The following is a 15,770-nucleotide window of genomic DNA, read 5'->3' as shown; positions in this document are numbered from 1 at the left end:
GAGTGTCTTCATGAGATTGGATAAACTGTTGTCAAACAGCGGCTACGGTTCGAGAAAAGAAGTCAAAAAAATGCTGAAAAACGGGGCGGTACGCGTGAATGATCAACTGATCAAAGACGCAAAAGAGCATGTAGACCCGGAATCAGACGACATCACGGTTTACGGCGAACCCGTCGTTTATCAGGAATTTATTTACTTGATGATGAACAAGCCGCAAGGCGTGCTGTCAGCGACAGAAGACAGCCGCCAGGAAACGGTTGTTGATTTGCTCGATCCGGAGCTGTTGAGGTTTGAGCCGTTTCCGGTCGGAAGGCTTGACAAGGATACCGAGGGGCTGCTGCTTTTAACGAATGACGGCCAGTTGGCACACCAGCTTTTATCGCCGAAAAAACACGTGCCTAAAACGTATGAAGTACATGTCGATAAGCCTATTGATCAGGCGGCTCTCGATCAGCTTGAAAAAGGGGTCGATATCGGTGAAGGATATGTCACAAAACCGGCTGAAGCGTCGCTTTTGGCAAGCAAAAACGGCGTGGAACGTCTGCTTTTGACAATAACGGAAGGAAAATTTCATCAGGTTAAAAGAATGCTGAAGGCGGTCGGCCGTGACGTCATCTATTTAAAGCGGCTGAAAATGGGGGATGTCGATCTTGATGGAGAGCTTTTGCCGGGGGAATACAGAGAGCTCTCTGAGCACGAGCTTGCCGCATTGCAAAACAAAAAGACACTCTGATTCGTCGAGTGCCTGTAGAGCTGGTTTATGGGGCATCAAACTTCATCGGGTTTGATGCTTTTTATGTTTGATGGCTGTCCTATATGATATTCAGCGCTAAAGTTCAATTTTTCAGAATATTACTATGAGGAGATTTTCACTTTTTTTCTTGTAGTCTCCCATTTGCCTCTGCTGGGGCTGTGTACTAGATCGTTGTATGCCAACACATTCAGATCACGCTGGATTGTTCTCGGTGTAGTGCCAAATTCATCAACCAGTTCCTGGGTTGTAACGAGTCCTTTTTCTTGAATGAACATGTATACTGATTTGATCCTGGTTAGCATTCGGTTTGTTGAAGGTTTCAAACAACCACTCCCTATCGTATGATCGAATGGACTTGACTACCACAACTTACGACTCCAAAATGCAGCATGGACGGTTAGCGACCATTTCTTGAAAATGATCAATAAATATTATACACGATCTCTTTGCCAAATATCCAGAAAAAAGCCGGAGCCAAATTAATGAAAAAATGAAAATCGTGAGCAGAACATGCAGTACGATCACGTTTTTTTGCCAAAAAAATTTTAAACTTTTTCTAGCTTCATACGTAGTAAAAGAGAGGTGGTAAAGATAATGAAATTAAAAGTGCATATTGAGAAATCCGGTTATGAAGAAAAGGAATCGGCGATCGAAAATATATCGTTTACTGTGGGGGAAGGCGAGCTTGTCGGATTAATCGGACCGAATGGAGCGGGGAAAAGCACGACAATTAAAACGATACTCGGTTTAACAAGGCATATGGCCGGGCAGGTTGAATGGGCTGAAACGTCAAACTATGCATACATACCTGAACAGCCCAGTTTTTACGACGAATTGACTTTATGGGAGCATATCACGGCTTTAGGGACGTTTTTGCAGGAGGACGAGTCCTCGTTTTTGCCGAGGGCGAATCGGCTCATCGAGCGATTCTCGCTGGAGCATGCGCTTCATGATTATCCGGGGAGCTTTTCGAAAGGGATGCAGCAAAAGCTGATGCTGATCCATGCTTTTCTCATGCAGCCTGATCTATATATTATCGATGAACCGTTTATCGGGCTCGACCCGATCGCAAGCCGCCTCTTTTTGGATATGCTGAAAGAAGAGCAGAAGCGGGGAGCGGGTATTTTGCTTTGTACGCATGTGCTGGATACCGCCGAGAAGATCTGTGACCGTTTTTTGCTGATTTCAAATGGCCGTCTGATGCTGGAAGGTACGCTCGAAGAGCTGCAGGAGAAAACCGGCCTTTCGGGTGGCTCGCTGCTTGACTGCTTTTACTTTGCTGTAAAAGGTGCTCCCGCATGAGCGGCCGGGCTCTGTTTATCAGCAGGCTGAAAGCGGACTGTCTTTATCAGCTCCGGATCATCAAACTGGTCATCGATTGGACGGTTGCGCTGTATATTGTACTGCCTGCGGCTGGAATCGGCGTTTATCAATATATCAAATGGCTGAATGGAGGGTCGTTTGATAACGGATGGCAGGCCGGATTGATTGTGCTTGCTCCGGCCGTTTTTACGCTGTTTGGGTCTGTGAGGACATTTTTAATGGAAGCTGATCAGCTTTATTTGTTGCAAAAAAAGACACTCGTGCTGGACATGAAAAGGTGCGGCTATTTATATTGTCTGTTTATCCAGTTTTGCAAATGGCTGTTGGCGGCGGCCGTGTTTACTCCTCTGTTCGTCAGACAATTTGGGATTGAACTGCCCGCTTGTCTCGCCGTATTCTTTTTTTATTTCTGTCTCAATTCCTTGATCACCGTCTTGAAGAGGCGGAACATCGGATGGCAGTACAAGCTGAAACACCGGGTGCTGAACGCCGGACTGATCTTTTTCGTGTGGCTGTCGGCTTGTGCAGTTGTTTTGTTGTTTTCCTGGCCGGTTGTACTCTTGAGCGGCATGGTGCTGTCTGTGGCCGCGCTGAAGACCGCCGGCGGCACTCTCGGCAACATGTATCTATTTTATGAAGAGGTTGAATTTGATAACAGAAGAAAGCTGAGACTCGCAAAATTTTTCCTGTCGCTGAACCTGGATGGAAGCGTGCCGAAGCAGGGGAAACGAGGGGCAAAAGGGCCGCGGCTGTTCTTTAAAAAATCTCGGAACATCTTTAAAGCCCGTACAGTGCAAAATGGCCTTAAGGAAATCTTTTTTAAAGTGATGCTGCGCCATCCGGACTATAAAAGACAGGTTATGCAAATGATCGGCATTTTTACGGCGCTGATCATGGTTGGACCGATCTGGATGAAAGCGGGCGCTCTCCTGGTTTTTGCCTTCGCTTATCGAAGTCTGTTGTCCGTCCATTTTGACAAGGTGATGGAACGCGTTTTTTTGCTGGGGGCAGACAAAGAAAGCGACGCTTTTTATGAAGCCAGGCGGAATTCCATTGACTGGTTTTTCTATCCGGGGTTGATCTGGTGCTGCCTCGTCATCGCGCTCAGCCTGATGCTGAAAACCCCGTCTTTTTAAAAAAGACGGGGTTCAGTCGTTTAATGCCCTTCCAAAAAGAAGAGGTGTATGAAAAAGAGAACGGCAAACACGAAGACAAGCGGATGAATTTCGCGCCATTTGCCTTTCGCGGCTTTGACAATCGGATAAGAAATAAACCCGAGGGAAATGCCTGTCGCAATAGATGATGTCAGCGGCATTGTCAAAATGACGAGAAAGGCCGGGAATGCTTCGTCAAGCTCTTTCCAGCGAATGTTGGTGACAGCGCCGATCATCATGCTTCCTACAATGATCAATGCCGGCGACGTAATCGCTGAGATCCCGGAGACCGCGCTCACAAGCGGGCTGAAAAACAGCGCCGCTCCGAAAAGCACAGCGACTGTTAAAGACGTAAGCCCTGTTCTTCCGCCTGCGGCCACCCCTGCGGATGATTCGATATAAGCGGTCGTCGGGCTTGTCCCGAACATTGCGCCGATCGTCGTCGCTGTCGAATCGGCAAGAAGGGCTTTTCTTGCATTCGGCAGTTTGTTGTTTTTCATGAGTCCGGCTTGTTCGGCGACACCGATCATCGTTCCTGTCGTATCAAAAATCGTGACGAGCAGGAACGAGAAGACAACCGAATAAAGGCCGTAGTGGACGACATCTCCAAAAGCGGCGAAAGGGTTTGTGACGATCAGTTTTTCCGGCAGATGAGGCATTGACAGAATCCCTTTGGTAAACTCAAGCTGGCCGGTAAAAAAGGCGATCAGGCCGGTTAAGATCATACCGAAAAATAGAGCGCCGTTCACATTCATGACCATCAAAACGACGGAGAAAGCCAAGCCGATTAGTGCCAGGATCACTCCGGGCGAGTGCAGATTGCCGAGTCCGACCAAATTGGATTCATTGGCGGTAATGATTCCGGCTCCTCTCAGACCGACAAAAGCGATAAACAAGCCGATTCCGGCGGTAATCCCGTATTTTAGGTTAGCCGGAATGGCTTCGATCAGTTGTTTTCTAAGAGGTGTTAGCGATAAGATAATAAAGAGGATACCGGCCGCGAAAACAGCGCTGAACGCTGTCTGGTAAGAAATTTCGCCGTTGGACGAGCCGACGACTGACACTGCAAAATACGCATTCAGCCCCATCCCGGGTGCAATCGCGATCGGAAAGTTGGCGGAAAGCGCCATCCAAAGCGTTCCGACGACGGCAGCAATGATTGTGGCAGTGAACACTTGATCAAACGGGACGCCTGTACCGGATAGGATACTAGGGTTGACCACGACGATATAAACCATTGTAAAGAAGGTTGTAATACCGGCGAGGATTTCTTTTTTGACTGTGGTTTGGTTTTCTTTTATGTTAAACATCATTTCCTCCAATAACGAACATTATAGCAAAACAATATCTATATTATTCGTTATCGGGTGTTTTTGCAAGGGTTTTTGGCTAAACTAAAAAAAGAAGGGGCGAAATTATGAACTGGGAACAGGAAGTGTCAAAAAGACGGAATGAGATCGTAGAGGATATTCAAGGTTTTTTAAAAATCAACAGCGTCCTTGATGAAGAGACGGCGGGTCCGGGTCGGCCGTTTGGAAAAGGAATTCAAGAATGCCTGACAGCGCTTTTGAATAAAGGGGAAGAAAGCGGATTTACGGTCAAAAATCTTGACGGGTATGCAGGCCATATCGAATGGGGGAAAGGCGAGGAGATCATCGGCGTGCTTTGCCATATTGATGTCGTTCCGCCCGGAGATGGCTGGACGAGCGATCCGTTTGCTGCAGAAATTAGAGACGGCCGCATCTATGCAAGGGGAGCGCTTGATGATAAAGGGCCGACAATGGCCGCGTATCATGCATTAAAAATTGTCAAAGACTCCGGCCTCCCATTATCAAAGCGAATCAGAATGATTATCGGCACTGATGAAGAAAGCGACTGGCGCTGTGTGGAGCATTATTTTAAACACGAAGAGATGCCTTCGGCCGGTTTTGCGCCTGATGCTGATTTTCCGATTATCTATGCGGAAAAAGGCCTGATTGACGCGGCTTTAAAAATTGAAACTGATCAAGCGGAAACAGGTGCGGACTTAACATTGGAGACTTTCCGGTCCGGCCGGCGTCTGAACATGGTGCCTGATGACGCCGAAGCCGTCCTGGAGGGGTCTGCCCCATCAGGTTTTGAAGAGTCATTTGTCCGATTTGTAAAAGAAAAGCGTGCAGAAGGGCGTATTTTTCAAGAAGACGGCAGACTGACATTAACCGTGTACGGCAAATCAGCTCACGCCATGGAGCCTAATAACGGTGTCAATGCCGGCCTCATTTTGTCCGAGTTTTTACATACCCAATCCCTTGACAGAGCCGGGCTCCAGTTTGTTCAAACGGTTAGCGGGGCTTTTGCCGGAGATACGAGAGGGAAAAAAATCGGCATCGGCTGCCGCGATGACATCAGTGGAGAGTTGACGTTGAATGTCGGCCGGCTGCAGTATGAACAGGAAAAAGGCGGAGAAGCCCATATTAACATCCGCTATCCTGTGACTGAAGAGAGCGATCGGGTGAAATCCGGGCTTTCGCAAATAAAGGGCGCCCGGCTGGTGAGCTTTAAAGACAGCAAGCCCCATCATGTAGCAAAAGACCATGAGCTGATCCAAACGCTGCAGCGGGTCTATGAGGAGCAGACAGGGGAAACGGCACAATTAATTTCGATCGGAGGGGCGACATATGCACGGTCACTGGAAGCCGGCGTGGCATTTGGACCGCTGTTTCCAGGCCGTCCCGACGTTGCCCATCAGAAAGACGAGTATATGGAAATTGATGATCTGCTGAAGGCTGTATCGATTTATGCACAGGCCATTTATGAATTGGCGAAGTAGCAAAGAGAGTGATGACATGAGTCATAAGCGAGGCGTTTTATTTGAAATCCCGAACGGGTACGGGCGCTTTCTTCTCGATATGCTGAAGCCGGTTGAACCGGCCGATTTCAATTGGCTGCTTGCCGATGGCGAATGCTATCTCGTAGAAAACGGTGAATTGTCAGATGAAAATCTTTTTCCTCAAGATCCGCAGGTGATGACAGGAGAAGCATTTAAAAAAAGGCTGGAAGACGCAAGGTACTATCTCATCTTCGCCGATCTGAAGGCTTTTCCGAAGGATGGCCATCCTGAAGATGTCAGCACATATGAATCATATATGAAAAGCAGCTGCGAGCTGATTGTGCTTACAGCCGATTCGAGTTTTGTCACGATATACTGCAAAGATCAAAAAAAACTGGAGCTTCTATATCAAAATGCAAAGGACTGCGGTTTCAAGCGGATTGAATATATAACGGATCACAACGATGCCAGGACAGGAATGCATGTGTAGCATAACGAAGACGGCCGCTCTCTAGAGCGGCTTTTTTGCTGTTAAACATTGCTGTTTTCAGGAGAGGGGCTTTTTGAAGCAGGAAAAGGAATTGCTGCATGTGAGGAAACGGTTTTATTCATTTTATTTTTTGTTCTTTTTCGGTTACGGGCGTTTTATCTGCTTCTTTCCGTGTCGGCAGACCCTCGCATTCGTTGTCAGGCCTGCTAAGTCGGTGCTCACGAACAAAAGAGAAACGGCGGCTAACGGAGCAGGCGTCGTCCTGCCTGAACACTGCCGTCATCACAACCAGCTCCAATGCTCGGCCTTCCTAGACTGCAAGGGTTGCGGTTCACGCTAAAAAGATGAAAAAATCCCAAAACGTCTCTTAGCTTTGGGATTTTTTCAACAATCTGAGCCTGATTTCACAACAGAAACCAGGCTTTTCTCTCTTAATCAAATTGAAATAAATCGCTTGATAAATAGCGTTCTCCTGTATCGGCTGTCATACAGACGACCACTTTGTCGGGAGGGAGCTTCTTAGCTGTTTCAACAGCGGCGAAGCAAGCGGCCCCAGAAGAAGGGCCGACAAGGATTCCTTCTTCCCGCGCCAATCTGCGCGTCATCTCATAGGCTTCTTCGTCCTTGATCTTTAAGATTTCGTCATAGACGTTTTCGTTTAAAATGTTTGGAATAAATCCCGGACTTGTCCCGACAAGCTTGTGCTTTCCCGGTTTGCCCCCGGATAAAACAGGCGACCCTGCAGGTTCTGCCACATGAACGGTTATCCCCGGAAATAACGCTTTCAGCTTTTCGCCTGTTCCGGTAATCGTTCCCCCTGTTCCTGCTGTTGCAACAAATGCGGCAAGCGGTTTGCCGATTTCTTCTATTGCCCGGGCAATTTCCAGAGCGGTTGATCTCCGGTGAGCCTCCGGATTGGCTTCATTATCAAACTGCATCGGAATAAAGCTGCCCGGAATTTCCCGAGCAAGCTCCTGCGCTTTTTTGATGCTGCCCGGCATCCTTTCATCCCCCGGCGTCAGGACGACCTCAGCTCCGTACGCTTTCAGAAGGTTGATCCGCTCTTTTGTCATCGTATCAGGCATAACAAGAATGGCTTTGTAGCCTCTTGCCGCAGCGTTCATCGCAAGGCCGATGCCGGTGTTTCCGCTCGTCGGTTCGATGATGGTTGAACCCGGTTTCAGCAGGCCTTTTTCTTCGGCATCCACAATCATTTGGTAGGCCGCGCGGTCTTTCACGCTTCCGCTCGGATTAAAAGATTCAAGCTTGATATAAACTTGGGCTGCGTTTTCGGGCTGAACGCGGTTCAACTTGACAAGGGGCGTTTCCCCGATTAATTCTGCAATATTGTGAACGGCTTTCACGGCTGTGCACCCTTTCCAAAAAACATGATTCTGTCATTATCCTATCATAAGGCCTCGGAAAGTGGAAAATAGAGAGGTTATAAGTCCTTATATTTTTTGTTAAAATATAGAGAAGACGAATGAGGAGGAAGCCATACATATGTCAGTCAAACCGCATTACTTTATTGGAATTCCAATTCCGGCGGAGCTTAGTGAGCCGCTTTATCGAACAGTCAGCAGCCGTCCGGAATTTTCTTTTCATAGATGGGTGCATCCTTTGGACTACCACATCACCCTCGTGTTCCTCGGCTCCGCTGAAGAAGAGCAGCTGGCTATGCTTGCTGACAGCCTCAAGCTGATCTCCGCTGAGACGGCTCCGTTTCAGATTGCATTGAAACGTTTCGGAACCTTCGGCAAGCCGTCGGAGCCGAGAATTCTTCATGCGGAACCGGAATACTCAGACGCTCTCTTTCACGTGAGGGAACGGGTGAAGCATGCTGCAGATGCGGCGGGATTTGAAATTGAAAAACGGCCTTTTCATCCACATATGACGGTTGCTAGAAAGTGGAATGGATCGGCTTCTTTTAACGGCCGCCTGGAGCCTCTTGAAGACGCGGTGTCTTTTACGGCCGGGCATTTCACCATCTTTCAAACTCATTTAGACAGGCTTCCCAAATATGAGCATCAAGCCGTTTTCCATTTCGGTGAACGGCCGGCTGCAGAAAAGCAGGATTCGGAGATGAACGCAGATGGCACAGATTATTAAAATACAGGACTGCATTTCAAGGTATGAACAGGATCCTTATCATTATATCAACCAGTTTATCCGCTTGAAAAAGCAGCGCTGGCAGTCAATTAAAGAGATAGCTGAGAAAAAGAAAGACAGCCTTCATTACGATAAAGAAGCCGCCGATGATGAAGCGGTCGGAAAAAGAAAGAAGACATTTACATTAAAGAGAAAAAAAGAAGCATCCGATATTAATAAAGGAAAAGAAGCCGATGAATGGTTTAACGGACTGGATGGAGAAACGGATGAAAGCTTGATTGCAAGAATTCCTGCGGCAGGGGAGGAACTCGTGTCGTTTTTCAAAGAATACGTGTACGAGTTTCAGCTGAAATGGGCAAGCTCGACAATCTCTGACATATCCAGGCTTTCCCGGGAAATAAAAAGCGATAAAATCCTGCACATTTTGGCACAGCAGCTGCCGGATTCATATTTCATCATGTATCGGCCGGTGCTGCAGGTGAATCAGGCTGCGGTAGAGCTCAGCGTCTTGATTCTCACACCTCTTGAGATCTACTGTATATCATTTCTCGAAGGTGAGAAGGACAGCGCATTTATCGGTTCCAAAGATCGTTTTTGGAAAGAAAAAACGGTAAGAGGAAGAGAACGGTCACTGTTAAATCCGGCTGTTGAGCTTCTCAGGACAGGCACGGTTCTTTCCGGCTTGTTAAAGGGATCGGGGATTGAACTGCCTGTGCGCAAAGTCGTTGTCAGCCGGACATCGTATATCGATTATCCGGAACCTCCTTACGGTATCAGCATTTGCGACAAAAGACACTGGAAAGAGTGGCTGGAGAAGCAGCAAAAGAACTTCGCCCCGATTAAAAGCCAGCAGCTGAAAACGGCGAAAATTCTGTTGTCGCACGGCGTCTCCGACTCGATGCGGAGACAGGAATGGCTGAGCTGACCGCCAGAACGTTATCCCGGCTTTTTCATACTATAAAATGGAGAATGGAATCATGAGCGATTGGTATATCATCATAAATCCAAAGGCGGGAAATGCGACGGCCTTCAGAGTATGGAAATCATTGCAGAAAGACCTTCAAAAGGCAAATATATCGTACCGCTCATTTATGACCCAGCATCCCGGGCATGCTGAAGTGTTGGCAAGGCAAATATCAACGATGCAGGATGACAGGCTGAAGCGTCTGCTGGTGATCGGCGGGGACGGAACCGTCCATGAAGTGCTCAACGGCTTAGTCAGCTTGCGGGATATTCAGCTGAGCGTCATCCCGTCGGGCTTAAATAATGATTTTAAACGCGGCTTTGCCGTGAAAAAATCGAATGTCATTAAAGAAATGAAGCGAAAAGGGCAATCGCTGACCCGGACCTATGCCCTCGGAAGCTTTCATACGAAAGACAGTGAAAACGAACTTTATTTTGCCAATTATCTCAGCCTAGGATTTGATGCCTGCGCCGTCAAAAAGATGACTGCTTTGCCGAAATGGACGGCTGCTCTCAGGCTGAATCATTTGATTCAGCCACTGATTTTCTTTGTTACGGCGTTTACGTTTAAACCGTTTGTTCTTTCGTATGAGAATGGGGATGACAAGCGTACGTTTAAAAAAATCTGGTTTGCGTCGGTTTCAAATCACCCCTACTATGGCGGAGACATGAAGATTGCACCGAACGCGAATCCGCGGGATGAGTTTTTAGACGTGATCATTATTGAAGACCGCTCCTTATTGAAAAAAGCCGGCCTCTTGTTTGCAATGATATTCGGCAAACACATCGGTAAAAACGGTGTTACGGCGTTTAAGACGAAAGAAATTTATTTTCATACGAATGAGCGGGTGCTCTTTCAAGCGGATGGAGAGGTGATCGGCTGGGCGCCCGTTTTCATCAAAACAGGGACCGAATCTCTTCGGTTAAGAGCATAAATCTTTCGAATGAAGGAGAGACTGAGATGCCGGGTATCAGCCGCCCCTTTGAAGCTTATCTCGATGAAATGAGAACGATCACTGTTTTAGTTCCGAAGAGCCGCGCGTCAAGCTGCAGCCCCCCTTTTCTGCTTGAAGATGATCAAGGAGGGAAGATAGAGCTTTCGGTAAAAGCGACGGAGGAGCTTGAGGAGAAATTCAAGTATGTTCTCGAAAGCAGCCGCCCCGTTCCATTCGGAAGAGTTCATAAAGTATGCTGTGAAGAAAGCGTCTGGACAGACCTGCAAATTGGTTCTGTTACGCGAAGTGCGGCGTTTGACAAGGCTTTTTTTTATGACGGCCGTCTCGGTGCTTTTTATTCAAAAGAGCGTACTTTATTTAAGGTATGGGCGCCGACCGCGAGTACGGCAGCGATCAAGCTGGAGAGCCCTGATTCGCTTCAAACAAATACTTTTCAAATGATGCGCAGAGAAAAGGGTGTTTTTGAGGTAACGGTCGAAGGCGATCTGAACGGCTGGTCCTATTTATATAAGCTTTATGTAAACGGGACGCCGTTATTGACAGTCGATCCTTATGCGAAAGCTGTTACGGTAAACGGGGAAAAGGGCGTTGTAATAGATCCTGAGGAAGTCAAAGTGAAAAAATACCGTGCGCCAAGCCTTCACAGTCCGTGTGATGCGATTATATATGAGGTTCACATCCGCGATTTTTCGATTCATGAAGACAGCGGTATGCGCCATAAAGGCAAATATCTTGCTTTTACAGAGGACGGAACTGAAACGTCCGGCGGCTTCTCAACTGGAATTGCCTATTTGAAAGAGCTCGGTGTCACCCATATCGAGGTTCTGCCCTTTCACGATTTTGCCGGAGTTGACGAGCTGTCTCCGGACCAATCCTATAATTGGGGCTATAACCCCCTTCATTTTAATGCGCCTGAAGGAAGCTATTCGCTCGATCCGCAGAACCCCAAAAGCAGAATCACCGAGCTGAAAACGATGTTTCAGACGCTGCACAAACACGGCTTCTCCGTGATCATGGATGCCGTATATAATCATGTGTACAAGAGGGAAACATCCCCTTTTGAAAAAACGGTTCCCGGGTATTTTTTCAGACATAATGAATACGGTTTTCCAGCCGACGGAACAGGCGTCGGAAATGACATTGCATCTGAGCGGCTGATGGTGCGAAAATATATTCTCGATTCTGTCCGCTATTGGCTTGAAGAATATGATGTCGATGGAATTCGTTTTGATTTAATGGGCATTCTTGATATTGAAACCGTCCGCCAAATCAGTAAGCTTGCCGAGAATGTGAAGCCGGGCGCGCTCCTGTTCGGAGAAGGCTGGGATTTAAATACCCCGCTTGAAAGCGGGCAAAAAGCAACATTGCAAAATGCCAGGAAAGTTCCGGCGGTCGGCTTTTTTAATGATCGGTTCAGAAACGCAGTCAAAGGGAGTACATTTGAGCTCGGTGACCGCGGATATGCTTTAGGGGACACTGGAAAAAAAGCTGAGCTTCAACATGGAATTGCCGGCTCACCGGGATTCTTGCTGCCGCCACAGTCAATCAATTATGCGGAGTGCCATGACAATCATACGTTTTGGGATAAGATGGCCTTCTGTTCGGAAGAAGATGCCTGCACAAAACGGCTCAGGCAAAGGCTCGCGCTGTCGATCGTCCTGCTTTCGCAAGGCGTTCCATTTCTTCATGCCGGGCAGGAATTTTGCCGAACAAAGAATGGGGACAGCAACAGCTACAGGTCGGGAGATGGCATCAACAGGCTCGATTGGGAAAAGCGGGCGGAGCTTTGCGAGGACGTCGAATATGTGCGCCAGCTGATCAGGCTGCGGAGAAGCCATCCCGCTTTTCGTCTGCAAAAAGAGGAGGAAGTCAAGGAACATCTTTCTTTTATGAGCGGTACAGGAGAAGTGACGGCCTACAAGCTGAAGAACATTGCAGCATTTGATCCCTGGAACGAAATCATAGTGGTGCATTGTCCGTCTGCAAAAAAGGAAACGCTTGAGCTGCCCGCCCAGAAACAGTACTTGCTGCACTGCGATCCTTTTACGTTCTTCAATGGGAAGGTTCAAGCGGAAAAAAGGCTTCGGCTGAACGGCATCGGAACCTATGTTCTATACGAACCAAAAGGGATTTTTTAGTTTTGCTTGACGAAGTTTGGCGTCTAGCGCTAAAATTTAAAAGACGGCTATTGTTTAGCACAAATGACTCTCAATAGCCGTCTTTTTATTTGAATATAAAGAGACGACAATACAAGCGGTTTGCTGCCCGCTCTAGGGAGCAGATGCTTTTTAAAATCTTTTAATGAAATGATGGGTTGAAAATCGATATGAACTGGTTGGGACAATTACTAGGTAGCGAATGGGAGATTTCCCCCGCAGGAGGAGCTACAGGAGACGCATATTATGCAGAACATAATGGACAGCAGCTTTTTTTAAAGCGCAACAGCTCTCCTTTTTTGGCTGTCCTGTCCGCGGAAGGAATTGTTCCTAAGCTCGTTTGGACAAAACGAATGGAAAACGGGGATGTGATTACAGCACAGCACTGGCTCAAGGGAAGAGAACTGAAGCCGAAGGATATGAACAGCCAGGCGGTGGCTGAGATGCTTCGGAAAATTCACAGCTCCAAAGAGCTTTTAGACATGCTGAAGAGACTCGGCAAGCAGCCTTTTCAGCCAAGCTCTGTAATCACTCAATTGAAGCAGTTTATCCAGGCCCGGCAATATCCGATACCGCAGCTTGACCAAGCCCTTTTGTATCTGGAGCACCATCTCGATGATGTACAGTCCGGAGAAAAGGTCGTCTGTCACTGCGATGTGAATCATAACAATTGGCTTCTTACAGATCAGAACCAGCTTTATTTAATCGATTGGGATGGAGCGATGATTGCAGACCCCGCGATCGATCTGGGGCCGCTTCTTTATCATTACGTTGAAGAGCGGGAATGGGGAAGCTGGCTCGAACGCTACGGCTCTTCGTTAACGGACAATCTCAGGCTGAGAATGGCCTGGTACGTATTGGCGGAAAAAGCAATGACAACACTCTGGCAAGAAGCGAAAGGCAATCAGGAAGGCTTTCACCAAGGGCTGGAACAGCTTCACGCATTAATGAAGCGTCTCGCCGGAGCTTCATGAAAATGAGCCGATATCTTCCACCCATTGTGTGAGATGATCCTGGTGTTCCTGAATGTGGCTGTTGATTGAAGCGGACGATTTTCCCCTCTGGCTGTACAAATAAATGTCTTCGAGAACGCCTTTCAGGCCGGCGTCAAGATTCGTATTTGCCATTAAAGACTTGATAATCCGCTCCATCTGTTCGCACTCAGCGACGGTTCCGGTGCAGTCTGCCTGATGGTCTGAGAGAATATCTTTTAATAGATGAATCTGATTTTGCTGATTTAAGCCCATAATATTGGCACTTCCCTTCATTCTCGGAGTATATGGATTAAAATGTTCAGAAAGCTGTAATTTATACGCGAAAGACCCGGAGGCCGATCTTCGGTCTTTTTTGCTTTGGAAGAGGCCTTGCGGGATTCCGGGATTTCATGGTATGTTGTAAGACGATATAACAAATAGAGGTGTAAGTACATGCGAATGCGTCACAAGCCTTGGGCGGATGACTACCTGGCTGAAAACTCTCATATTGTGATCAGCGAGCCGTCTCAATGTAAAGGGAAATGGCATTCCATTTTTGGAAATGACAACCCGATCCACATCGAAGTAGGAACCGGAAAAGGGCAATTTATTTCAGGAATGGCCCTGCAAAATCCGGATGTAAACTATATCGGAATCGAATTATTTAAAAGCGTCATCGTAACCGCTGTTGATAAAGTAAAGCAGACAGAGGCGCCGAATGTAAAGCTTTTGAACATTAATGCCAATATGCTTTCAGACGTTTTTGCAGATGGGGAGGTCGACCGGGTCTATTTGAATTTTTCCGACCCGTGGCCGAAAAAACGCCATGCAAAGCGCCGTCTGACCAATCAAGCGTTCTTGAAAAAGTATGAGCAGGTGCTCGGAGGCAAGGGAGCGATTCATTTCAAAACCGATAACCGCGGGTTATTTGAGTACTCCCTTACCAGTTTTTCCGAATACGGACTCGTTTTGACGTTCGTCAGCCTTGATCTGCATCAAAGCGATTTTCAAGGAAACGTGATGACCGAATACGAAGAAAAGTTCGCCGCTAAAGGCCAGCCGATCTACAGAGTAGAAGCTGAATGGCGAACATAAAAAACAGACTGCTTCCGGCGGTCTGTTTTTTTGCTTTCAAATGAAGCTTCGGGTTGCGTTTTTTGCTACGATAGGAGAAGGAGGGATGATCATGGAAACTTTAACAATCGGACGAATCAAGCTGACATGGCTGAACGGAGGCGTCACACACATGGACGGAGGCGCCATGTTCGGCGTTGTGCCCAAGCCGCTTTGGTCTAAAAAGTATGACGTTAATGAGAAAAATCAGATCGAACTGAGAACAGACCCTATACTTGTTCAGAAAGACGGCACAAATTTGCTGATCGATTCCGGTATCGGACGCGGCAAACTGACGGATAAGCAGAAACGAAATTACGGGGTCACCGAAGAATCGTCAATTGCTGACTCGTTAAAAGCACTCGGGCTCTCAACGGAAGATATCAACGCCGTTCTGATGACACATCTCCATTTTGACCATGCATGCGGATTGACGCGCTATGAGGGAGAAAGCCTTGTTTCCGTGTTTCCAAATGCAGCGATTTACACGTCTGCGATCGAATGGGAAGAGATGAGAAATCCGAATATCCGCTCCAAAAATACATATTGGAAAGAAAACTGGGAAGCAGTTCAGCATCAAGTGAGGACCTTCGATGAGAAGCTCGAAGTTTTGCCGGGAATTACGATGCATCATACAGGCGGCCACAGCGACGGTCATTCCGTGATCGTTCTTGAGGATGCCGGCGAAACGGCCCTTCATATGGCTGATATTATGCCGACGCATGCCCATCAGAATCCTCTCTGGGTGCTGGCGTACGACGATTATCCGATGACATCGATTGCGGCGAAGCAAGCATGGCAGGCGAAAGCCGCCGAGAAAAACGCCTGGTACATTTTTTACCATGACGCCATTTATAGGGCATTAAAATGGGATGAAAACGGCGAGATTGCAGAGTCAGTAAAGAGAGAAAGGCGCTAAGCTATTTTGGTGAATGGTTTGCTTTGTAGTTATCCATCCTAAGGATAACT

At 47.5% G+C, this 15,770-nt stretch carries 17 protein-coding genes; 12 read left to right on the top strand and 5 right to left on the bottom strand.

Features of this window, described 5'->3' with window-relative positions:
- The first annotated feature begins 10 nt into the window (after window positions 1-10).
- Window positions 11-733 (top strand): pseudouridine synthase, encoded by a 723-nt coding sequence (locus CP943_RS16370; RefSeq protein WP_020452633.1) that lies wholly within the window; start codon window positions 11-13, stop codon window positions 731-733.
- Between the two features lie 122 nt (window positions 734-855).
- On the opposite strand, the gene CP943_RS16365 is transcribed toward CP943_RS16370, so the two are convergent.
- A complete protein-coding gene (locus tag CP943_RS16365) occupies window positions 856-1,077 on the bottom strand; it encodes a DeoR family transcriptional regulator (protein WP_003184500.1) in 222 nt (73 codons plus the stop codon).
- A gap of 271 nt (window positions 1,078-1,348) precedes the next feature.
- Here CP943_RS16365 and CP943_RS16360 point away from each other — a divergent pair, with 271 nt between their 5' ends.
- Together CP943_RS16360 and CP943_RS16355 are read left to right on the top strand one after the other, a co-directional pair.
- Complete coding sequence (locus CP943_RS16360) at window positions 1,349-2,056, top strand: ABC transporter ATP-binding protein (RefSeq protein ID WP_020452632.1); 708 nt, start codon at window positions 1,349-1,351, stop codon at window positions 2,054-2,056.
- Window positions 2,053-3,213, top strand: coding sequence for an ABC transporter permease (locus CP943_RS16355; RefSeq protein WP_105981150.1), 1,161 nt, complete (start codon window positions 2,053-2,055; stop codon window positions 3,211-3,213). Before CP943_RS16360 ends, CP943_RS16355 begins: the two co-directional genes overlap by 4 nt.
- Window positions 3,214-3,233: 20 nt before the next feature.
- On the opposite strand, the gene CP943_RS16350 is transcribed toward CP943_RS16355, so the two are convergent.
- Window positions 3,234-4,541: an NCS2 family permease gene (locus CP943_RS16350; protein ID WP_020452630.1), complete on the bottom strand. Its 1,308-nt coding sequence runs from the start codon at window positions 4,539-4,541 to the stop codon at window positions 3,234-3,236.
- Window positions 4,542-4,648: 107 nt separating this feature from the next.
- On the opposite strand from CP943_RS16350, the gene pepV reads away from it, so the two are divergent.
- Window positions 4,649-6,040 (top strand): dipeptidase PepV, encoded by a 1,392-nt coding sequence (pepV, locus tag CP943_RS16345; RefSeq protein ID WP_105981149.1) that lies wholly within the window; start codon window positions 4,649-4,651, stop codon window positions 6,038-6,040.
- A 16-nt stretch (window positions 6,041-6,056) separates the two neighbouring features.
- Entirely contained in the window at window positions 6,057-6,530 is a 474-nt protein-coding gene (locus tag CP943_RS16340) for a DUF2691 family protein (protein WP_020452628.1), read from the top strand.
- Window positions 6,531-6,648: 118 nt separating this feature from the next.
- Here the strand turns inward: CP943_RS16340 and CP943_RS22490 are convergent, their stop codons facing one another.
- Both CP943_RS22490 and cysK read right to left on the bottom strand, forming a co-directional pair.
- Complete coding sequence (locus CP943_RS22490) at window positions 6,649-6,828, bottom strand: hypothetical protein (RefSeq protein ID WP_026579058.1); 180 nt, start codon at window positions 6,826-6,828, stop codon at window positions 6,649-6,651.
- Between the two features lie 133 nt (window positions 6,829-6,961).
- Window positions 6,962-7,894: a cysteine synthase A gene (cysK, locus tag CP943_RS16330; protein ID WP_020452626.1), complete on the bottom strand. Its 933-nt coding sequence runs from the start codon at window positions 7,892-7,894 to the stop codon at window positions 6,962-6,964.
- Window positions 7,895-8,033: 139 nt separating this feature from the next.
- On the opposite strand from cysK, the gene thpR reads away from it, so the two are divergent.
- From thpR to CP943_RS16305, 5 genes are all read left to right on the top strand, one after another.
- Entirely contained in the window at window positions 8,034-8,639 is a 606-nt protein-coding gene (gene thpR, locus CP943_RS16325; protein ID WP_020452625.1) for an RNA 2',3'-cyclic phosphodiesterase, read from the top strand.
- Window positions 8,623-9,564: a hypothetical protein gene (locus CP943_RS16320; protein WP_026579059.1), complete on the top strand. Its 942-nt coding sequence runs from the start codon at window positions 8,623-8,625 to the stop codon at window positions 9,562-9,564. The genes thpR and CP943_RS16320 overlap by 17 nt, the downstream gene beginning before the upstream one ends.
- 52 nt (window positions 9,565-9,616) lie before the next feature.
- Entirely contained in the window at window positions 9,617-10,537 is a 921-nt protein-coding gene (locus CP943_RS16315) for a YegS/Rv2252/BmrU family lipid kinase (protein WP_026579060.1), read from the top strand.
- Window positions 10,538-10,563: 26 nt separating this feature from the next.
- Window positions 10,564-12,696 carry a type I pullulanase gene (pulA, locus tag CP943_RS16310; RefSeq protein ID WP_026579061.1) on the top strand — a complete coding sequence of 711 codons (2,133 nt, stop codon included), beginning with the start codon at window positions 10,564-10,566 and terminating at the stop codon, window positions 12,694-12,696.
- 188 nt (window positions 12,697-12,884) lie between these two features.
- Window positions 12,885-13,688 carry a phosphotransferase family protein gene (locus tag CP943_RS16305; protein ID WP_020452621.1) on the top strand — a complete coding sequence of 268 codons (804 nt, stop codon included), beginning with the start codon at window positions 12,885-12,887 and terminating at the stop codon, window positions 13,686-13,688.
- Here the strand turns inward: CP943_RS16305 and CP943_RS16300 are convergent.
- Entirely contained in the window at window positions 13,683-13,961 is a 279-nt protein-coding gene (locus CP943_RS16300) for a YtzH-like family protein (protein WP_020452620.1), read from the bottom strand. The genes CP943_RS16305 and CP943_RS16300 overlap by 6 nt on opposite strands.
- Before the next feature lie 180 nt (window positions 13,962-14,141).
- Between CP943_RS16300 and trmB the strand changes: the two genes are divergently transcribed.
- Both trmB and CP943_RS16290 read left to right on the top strand, forming a co-directional pair.
- On the top strand, window positions 14,142-14,783 hold the full coding sequence (trmB, locus tag CP943_RS16295) for a tRNA (guanosine(46)-N7)-methyltransferase TrmB (protein ID WP_023855521.1): 642 nt from the start codon (window positions 14,142-14,144) through the stop codon (window positions 14,781-14,783).
- Window positions 14,784-14,874: 91 nt separating this feature from the next.
- A complete protein-coding gene (locus tag CP943_RS16290; RefSeq protein WP_023855520.1) occupies window positions 14,875-15,720 on the top strand; it encodes a YtnP family quorum-quenching lactonase in 846 nt (281 codons plus the stop codon).
- Window positions 15,721-15,770 lie beyond the last annotated feature (50 nt).

Origin of the sequence: Bacillus paralicheniformis, from assembly GCF_002993925.1 — a bacterium.
GTDB lineage: Bacteria > Bacillota > Bacilli > Bacillales > Bacillaceae > Bacillus > Bacillus paralicheniformis.
This window is presented reverse-complemented; position numbering and strand designations above follow the sequence as displayed.

Bases quoted from the DNA above. Each gene is read 5' to 3' on its own strand.
- CP943_RS16370 (WP_020452633.1), top strand. From the start codon at position 11: ATGAGATTGGATAAACTGTTGTCAAACAGCGGCTACGGTTCGAGAAAA.
- CP943_RS16315 (WP_026579060.1), top strand. From the start codon at position 9,617: ATGAGCGATTGGTATATCATCATAAATCCAAAGGCGGGAAATGCGACG.
- trmB (WP_023855521.1), top strand. From the start codon at position 14,142: ATGCGAATGCGTCACAAGCCTTGGGCGGATGACTACCTGGCTGAAAAC.
- CP943_RS16340 (WP_020452628.1), top strand. From the start codon at position 6,057: ATGAGTCATAAGCGAGGCGTTTTATTTGAAATCCCGAACGGGTACGGG.
- pepV (WP_105981149.1), top strand. From the start codon at position 4,649: ATGAACTGGGAACAGGAAGTGTCAAAAAGACGGAATGAGATCGTAGAG.
- CP943_RS16290 (WP_023855520.1), top strand. From the start codon at position 14,875: ATGGAAACTTTAACAATCGGACGAATCAAGCTGACATGGCTGAACGGA.
- pulA (WP_026579061.1), top strand. From the start codon at position 10,564: ATGCCGGGTATCAGCCGCCCCTTTGAAGCTTATCTCGATGAAATGAGA.
- CP943_RS16360 (WP_020452632.1), top strand. From the start codon at position 1,349: ATGAAATTAAAAGTGCATATTGAGAAATCCGGTTATGAAGAAAAGGAA.
- CP943_RS16350 (WP_020452630.1), bottom strand. From the start codon at position 4,541: ATGTTTAACATAAAAGAAAACCAAACCACAGTCAAAAAAGAAATCCTC.
- CP943_RS16355 (WP_105981150.1), top strand. From the start codon at position 2,053: ATGAGCGGCCGGGCTCTGTTTATCAGCAGGCTGAAAGCGGACTGTCTT.
- thpR (WP_020452625.1), top strand. From the start codon at position 8,034: ATGTCAGTCAAACCGCATTACTTTATTGGAATTCCAATTCCGGCGGAG.
- CP943_RS16300 (WP_020452620.1), bottom strand. From the start codon at position 13,961: ATGGGCTTAAATCAGCAAAATCAGATTCATCTATTAAAAGATATTCTC.
- CP943_RS16305 (WP_020452621.1), top strand. From the start codon at position 12,885: ATGAACTGGTTGGGACAATTACTAGGTAGCGAATGGGAGATTTCCCCC.
- CP943_RS16320 (WP_026579059.1), top strand. From the start codon at position 8,623: ATGGCACAGATTATTAAAATACAGGACTGCATTTCAAGGTATGAACAG.